Below are 6,576 nucleotides of genomic sequence, written 5' to 3' on the forward strand. Positions count from 1 at the left end.
GCGGCACCGGGCGGCCTGCACTCGGGGCAGCCGGCCCCGCCGAGGCCCACGTGCAGTGCCGTGTGCGGGCCGGGGGCGCCGCAGCGGGCGCACCGGTCGAAGGTCGGGGCCCAGCCGGCCTGGGCGAGCGCGCGCAGCAGGAACGAGTGCAGGATCAGGCGCGGGTCGTGCGCGCCGCGGGCCAGCGCGGCCAGCGCGCCGTGGAACAGGCGGTACTGGGCGCGCCGGCCGTCGTCGTCGACCGCGGGGACCCGCTCGACGGCCTCGGCGAGGGCGCCGGCGACGGTGTAGGCGTCGTAGTCAGCGGCCAGCATCGTTGCGTACGGGTGCAGCAGCTGCGCCTGGCTCACGGTGTGCAGCTCCCCCCGGCCGCGTGCGAGCTGGAGCGTGGAGTGCATGAACGGCTCCACCACCGAGCCCAGCCGGGAGGAGGTCTTGCGCACCCCCTTGGCCACGGCCCGGACCAGGCCGTGCTCGGGGGTGAGCGCCTCGATGATGCGATCGGCCTCCCCCAGACGGTGGATGCGCAGCACGATGGCCTCGGTGCGGAACGAGTTCGCCGCGTAGCCGCCGTGCCGCGCACCCCGCCGGGAGGAGCCGGAGCCGCTCACGCGCGCAGGGCGCGGTTCACCGCGGACACCACGGCCTTCAGCGAGGCGGTGGTGGTGTTGTGGTCCAGGCCGACGCCCCAGAGGACACGGTCGCCCACGGCCGCCTCCACGTAGGCGGCGGCCATGGCCGCGCCGCCCTCGGACAGTGCGTGCTCGGAGTAGTCGAGCACGCGGACGTCCACGCCCTCCTCGCCGAGGATGCGCAGGAACGCGTCGATCGGGCCGTTGCCCTGCGCCGTGCGGGTCTGCGTGACGCCGTCGACCTCGAGCTCGGCCTCCATCCGGAACGCGCCGTCCTCACCGGAGGCCGAGGAGACCGAGCGGAGCCGGTAGCGGCCCCACTGCGCCTCCGCCGCGTCGGCGGGCAGGTACTCGTCCTGGAACACGCGCCACAGGTCGGCGCCGGAGACCTCGCCGCCCTGGGAGTCGGCCAGATCCTGGATGACGTGGGAGAACTCGATCTGCGCGCGGCGCGGCAGGTCCAGATTGTGCTCGGACTTGAGCAGGTAGGCGACGCCGCCCTTGCCGGACTGCGAGTTCACCCGGATGACGGCCTCATAGGAGCGGCCGATGTCCTTCGGGTCGATGGGCAGGTACGGCACGGCCCACGGGATGCCGTCCACGTCCGTGCCGGCCGCCTTCGCGTCGACCTCCATGGCCTCGAAGCCCTTCTTGATGGCGTCCTGGTGTGAGCCGGAGAAGGCCGTGAAGACGAGGTCGCCGCCCCAGGGCGAGCGCTCGGGCACGGCCAGCTGGTTGCAGTACTCGACCGTGCGCTTGATGTGGTCCATGTCGGAGAAGTCGATCATGGGGTCGATGCCCTGCGAGTACAGGTTCATGCCCAGCGTCACCAGGTCGACGTTGCCGGTGCGCTCGCCGTTGCCGAACAGGCATCCCTCGATGCGGTCCGCCCCGGCGAGGTAGCCCAGCTCGGCGGCGGCCACGCCCGTGCCGCGGTCGTTGTGCGGGTGCAGGGAGAGGATGAGCGAGTCGCGGTGCTCCAGGTTGCGGTGCATCCACTCGATCGAGTCGGCGTACACGTTCGGGGTGGACATCTCCACCGTCGCCGGCAGGTTCAGGATCATCTTGCGGTCGGTCGAGGCCTCCAGGACCGTGGCCACCTCGTCCGAGATGCGCCGGGCGAACTCGAGCTCGGTGCCCGTGTAGGACTCGGGCGAATACTCGTAGGTGATCTGCGTGCCCTTGAGCTGCTCTTCGAACTTCTTCACCAGGCGCGCGCCGGAGGTCGCGATGTCCACGATCCCGTCCTCGTCCTGCCGGAACACCACGCGGCGCTGCAGCACCGACGTCGAGTTGTACAGGTGCACGATGGCCCGGTCGGCGCCCTCGAGCGCCTCGAAGGTGCGCTCGATCAGGTGCTCACGGGACTGCGTGAGGACCTGGATGGTGACGTCGTCCGGGATGTGGTCGCCCTCGATGAGCTGACGGACGAAGTCGTAGTCGGTCTGCGAGGCGGACGGGAAGCCGACCTCGATCTCCTTGAAGCCCATGCCGACGAGCAGCTGGAACATGCGCAGCTTGCGCTCGGGGCCCATGGGGTCGATCAGGGCCTGGTTGCCGTCGCGCAGGTCCACGGCGCACCAGCGTGGTGCCTCGGTGATGACCTTGTCCGGCCAGGTGCGGTCCGGCAGGGCGACCTCGATCTGGTCCTGGAACGGGACGTACTTGTGGAACTTCATCCCCGACGACTTCTGCAGGTGGGCGCTCATGCGTGTTCTCCCTCGACGTGCGCGCGGCGGCCGCGCGAAAGGTGGATGGTCGGTGACCGGACCGGGAGGTCAGGGGCTCCGCACGGGGTGTCCGGTCCGGTGGGAGGCGTCCTGCCTCCGCATGCGCTCAGGCGGCGTGGATCACGGCCTGGCACGGGGACCCCGTGCGGCCGGGAAGTAGCAGGCGGGCCGTGGCCGGCGCTGTCGTCGCGAGGCGGAGGGACATGCCCCCGACCCTAGCACCGAGGTGGGCCGGGCCACAGGAGGCCGCCCCCGTGTGACGCACGACGACGGCGGCCCGCTCCGGCGCGTGCGCGACCGGGCCGGGGCCTCCGGCTCAGAAGCCGAGTCGGCCGAGCTGCTTGGGGTCGCGCTGCCACTCCTTGGCGACCTTGACCCGCAGGTCCAGGTGCACCTTGGTGCCGAGCATGCGCTCGATGCCCGCCCGCGCCTGCGCGCCGATCTCACGCAGCCGGGAGCCGCCCTTGCCGATGATGATGCCCTTCTGGCTGTCCCGCTCGACGAAGACGTTCGCCCACACGTCCATGAGGGGCCGATCCGCGGGGCGGTCCTCGCGCAGGGACATCTCCTCGACCACCACGGCCACCGAGTGCGGCAGCTCGTCGCGCACGCCCTCCAGGGCCGCCTCCCGGATGAGCTCGGCCACCATGACCGCCTCCGGCTCGTCCGTGAGCTCGCCGTCGGGATAGAGGGGCGGCCCGGCCGGCAGCAGGCCCGCGAAGACGCCCAGGACGTCGTCGACCTGGCGGCCGGCCACCGCCGAGACCGGCACGACGGCCGCGAAGCCCTCCCCGCCGTTCTCCGGCCCGAGGACCTCGTCGCCCAGCGCGGTCACGGCCACGAGCTGCGCCATGAGCTGCTCCGGGCCCACCTTGTCCGTCTTCGTCACCACGGCGACCACCGGGGTGCGGTGCAGGTAGGAGAGCTGCTGGGCGATGAACCGGTCGCCCGGGCCGATCGCCTCGTCGGCCGGCAGGCACATGCCCACGGCGTCGACCTCGTTGAGCGTCTCCGCCACGAGGTCGTTGAGGCGCTCGCCGAGCAGGGTGCGGGGCCGGTGCAGACCCGGGGTGTCCACGAGCACGAGCTGGAAGTCCTCGCGGTGGACGATTCCGCGGATGGTGTGGCGCGTGGTCTGCGGCTTGGAGGAGGTGATCGCCACCTTCTCCCCCACCAGCGCGTTGGTCAGCGTGGACTTGCCAGCGTTCGGCCGGCCCACGAGCGAGACGAAGCCGGAACGGAAGCCGTCCGCGGCGCGGGCCGGATCGACGAGATCGGTCATGGGGTCATCCTTGTCAGGCAGGGAGTGGGGTGGGGCGGCCGGCTCAGGCCACGGGGTCGGCGGGCTCGGCGCCGTGGGCCTGCTCCTCGCGCCGGCGCAGCCGCACCGGACGGTCGGGGGTCTCGGAGACGCGCAGGCGCGCGACCCGGTTGCGGCGGGGCTCGAGGGGGTCCGCGACGAGCTCGATCCCCTGGACCACGACGCGCGAGCCCTGGATCGGGACGCGGCCGAGCTCCTTGGCGAGCAGGCCGCCGACCGTGTCGACGTCGTCGTCCTCGTCCTCCTCCGGCAGCTCGAACTCCTCCCGGAAGTCGTGGATGCCCATGCGCGCGTCGACGGAGTAGACGCCGGGCGCGACGAACTCCACCTCGGGGCGGTCCGGGCGGTCGTCCTCGTCGTAGATCTCGCCGACGATCTCCTCGATGAGGTCCTCGAGGGTCACGAGCCCCGCCGTGCCGCCGTACTCGTCCACCACCACGGCCACGTGGGTGGACTCGCGCTGCAGCTCCTGCAGGAGGGTCGCCACGGACTTCGACTCGGGGACGAAGCGGACGTCGCGCATGACCTCGGTGACGGGGGTGTCGGTCGCAGCGCCGTCGTGGTGCAGGGCGCGGGTGACGTCCTTGAGGTGCAGCATGCCCCGGATGTCGTCGGCGTCGTCGCCGATCACCGGGATGCGGGAGTTGCCGGAGCGCAGGAACAGGGCCATCGCCTGGCCGAGCGTGTGGTCGGCGTCGATGGTGACGACGTCGGTGCGCGGCACCATGACGGAGCGGACGATGGTGTCGTTCATGGAGAACACCGACTGGATCAGCTCCGCCTCGGAGTCCGCGAGCACGTCCGCGTCGTGGGCGCGGGCGACGAACTCACGCAGGTGGCGCTCCTGGAAGTCGTCCTCGTCCTCCGGCTCGACCTCGCGACGGCGCCGGTCCCGGTCCAGTCGGGCGGCGAGCGGGCCCAGGGCCCGGCGGAGCACCCACACGAGCCCGCCCAGGCGGCGGGCGACGGCGGCCTCGTTGCGGGAGCCGATCGGCCGCGGGCTCCAGACGCCCAGCAGGGCGGCCACGCCCACGAGCACGACCGCGGCGATCGCCACGGCGAGCCACGTGTCGTCCACCACCGCGTCGGCGGCCGCGGTCAGGCAGACGGCGGACAGGGCCTCGGCCACGAAGCGCCAGACCCGCAGGGCCCCGAGGTGGCTCTCCCGCTCGCGGGCGATCTCCAGGACCTTGGAGCCGGGCTGCTCGCGGACGATGTCCTCCGCATCCCGCCGGGAGAGGTAGGAGAACGCGGACTCGGCCAGGGACAGCGTCCAGGTCAGGCCGAGGAAGACCAGGAAGAGGGCGAAAAGGACGGCGGGTGTCAGCATGGGCGGTGCCCTCAATCCTCGACGGTGGGGGCCGGGGCGGGCCGGCCGAGGACCTCGGAGACGAGCCGATCCTGGAGCGTGAACATCTCCTCGCGCTCGGCGTCCTCGACGTGGTCGTACCCGAGCAGGTGGAGCATGCCGTGGGTGAGCAGCAGGAGCAGCTCGTCGTCACGGGAGTGCCCGCCGCGCGCCGCCTGCTCGGCGGCGACCTCGGGGCAGAGCACGACGTCGCCCAGCACGCCCTCGGCCGGCGCCTCGGGCGAGCCGGGGGTCAGCTCGTCCATGGGCAGGCTCATCACGTCGGTGGGCCCGGGCAGGTCCATCCACTCCTCGTGCAGCTCGGCCATGCGCGCGGCGTCCACGACGGTCACGGCCGTCTCGGCGCGCTCGTGGACGTGCAGGCGCGCGTACACGTGCCGGGCCATGCGCAGCAGCGCGTCCTCGGGGACCTCGATCCCCGACTCGTTCAGGATCTCAACGGCCACGGCGGGCCCCTCCTCGCTTCTGGGACCGCTCCGCGGGCCCGCGGGCGGCGTCGTAGGCGTCCACGATGGCGCTCACCAGCGAGTGCCGGACCACGTCGGAGGAGTCGAAGCGGACCATCTCCAGTCCCTCGATCCCCTCGAGCACCTCGACGGCTTGGGCCAGGCCGGACTGGGTGCCGCGCGGCAGGTCCACCTGCGAGGTGTCGCCCGTGACGACCATGCGCGCACCGAAGCCGAGGCGGGTCAGGAACATCTTCATCTGCTCGCCGGTGGTGTTCTGGGCCTCGTCGAGGATCACGAACGCGTCGTTCAGGGTGCGGCCGCGCATGTACGCCAGCGGGGCGACCTCGATGGTCCCGGCCTCCATCAGCCGCGGGATCGACTCGGGCTCGATCATGTCGTGCAGCGCGTCGTACAGGGGGCGCAGGTACGGGTCGATCTTCTCGGAGAGCCCGCCGGGCAGGAAGCCGAGCCGTTCGCCGGCCTCGACGGCCGGGCGGGTGAGGATGATCCGGTTGACCTCCTTGGCCTGCAGCGCCTGCACCGCCTTGGCCATCGCCAGGTAGGTCTTGCCGGTGCCGGCCGGGCCGATGCCGAAGACGACGGTGGAGCGGTCGATCGCCTCCACGTAGTCCTGCTGGTGCAGGGTCTTCGCGCGGATGCGGCGGCCCCGGCCCGAGAGGATCGAGTCCAGGTGCAGCTGACCCGCGCCGCGCCCGGTGGCGGCGTCGCGGACGTGGTGGACCACCTGGCCCATCACCTCGGGGGTGACGGCCTGGTCGCGGCGGGCGATCGAGCGCAGGTCCTCGACGACGCGCCGCACCGTGGCCACCTCGGCCACCGGCCCGGCCAGGTCCAGCCGCTGGTCGCGGACCGTGACGTCCACGGTGGGGAACACGCCGCCGAGGATCCGCAGCAGGGCGTCCTGCGGTCCGAGCGTGCGGACCATGAGGTCGGCGGACTCGAACGCCACCCCCTCGTGCGCGGTGGCGGGCGGGGTCGGGGTCGTGGGGGGCACGGTCACGATGGGGCGGATCACCTCGGGGTCGCGGGGGCGGGACATCCCGACCAGTCTAGG

At 72.5% G+C, this 6,576-nt stretch carries 6 protein-coding genes; all 6 read right to left on the minus strand.

Annotated features, from left to right (window positions below; genetic code table 11):
- Positions 1 to 611: DNA repair protein RecO (gene recO, locus HMPREF3105_RS06305; protein ID WP_070708993.1), on the minus strand; the 611-nt coding region annotated here is incomplete at its 3' end.
- Positions 608 to 2,341, minus strand: a complete 1,734-nt coding sequence (gene leuA, locus HMPREF3105_RS06310) for a 2-isopropylmalate synthase (protein ID WP_069941925.1) — start codon at positions 2,339 to 2,341, stop codon at positions 608 to 610. The genes leuA and recO, both read right to left, overlap by 4 nt.
- A gap of 337 nt (positions 2,342 to 2,678) precedes the next feature.
- Positions 2,679 to 3,644: a GTPase Era gene (gene era / locus HMPREF3105_RS06315; RefSeq protein WP_002854662.1), complete on the minus strand. Its 966-nt coding sequence runs from the start codon at positions 3,642 to 3,644 to the stop codon at positions 2,679 to 2,681.
- A 43-nt stretch (positions 3,645 to 3,687) separates the two neighbouring features.
- A complete protein-coding gene (locus HMPREF3105_RS06320; protein ID WP_070708994.1) occupies positions 3,688 to 5,013 on the minus strand; it encodes a hemolysin family protein in 1,326 nt (441 codons plus the stop codon).
- A gap of 11 nt (positions 5,014 to 5,024) precedes the next feature.
- Positions 5,025 to 5,498, minus strand: a complete 474-nt coding sequence (gene ybeY, locus HMPREF3105_RS06325) for an rRNA maturation RNase YbeY (RefSeq protein ID WP_010078622.1) — start codon at positions 5,496 to 5,498, stop codon at positions 5,025 to 5,027.
- The gene (locus tag HMPREF3105_RS06330; RefSeq protein ID WP_036336560.1) at positions 5,488 to 6,561 is read right to left on the minus strand and encodes a PhoH family protein; all 1,074 of its coding nucleotides are present in this window, start codon (positions 6,559 to 6,561) and stop codon (positions 5,488 to 5,490) included. Before HMPREF3105_RS06330 ends, ybeY begins: the two co-directional genes overlap by 11 nt.
- Between the last annotated feature and the right edge of the window lie 15 nt (positions 6,562 to 6,576).

The organism is Micrococcus sp. HMSC31B01, from assembly GCF_001816085.1.
Classification (GTDB): domain Bacteria; phylum Actinomycetota; class Actinomycetes; order Actinomycetales; family Micrococcaceae; genus Micrococcus; species Micrococcus luteus.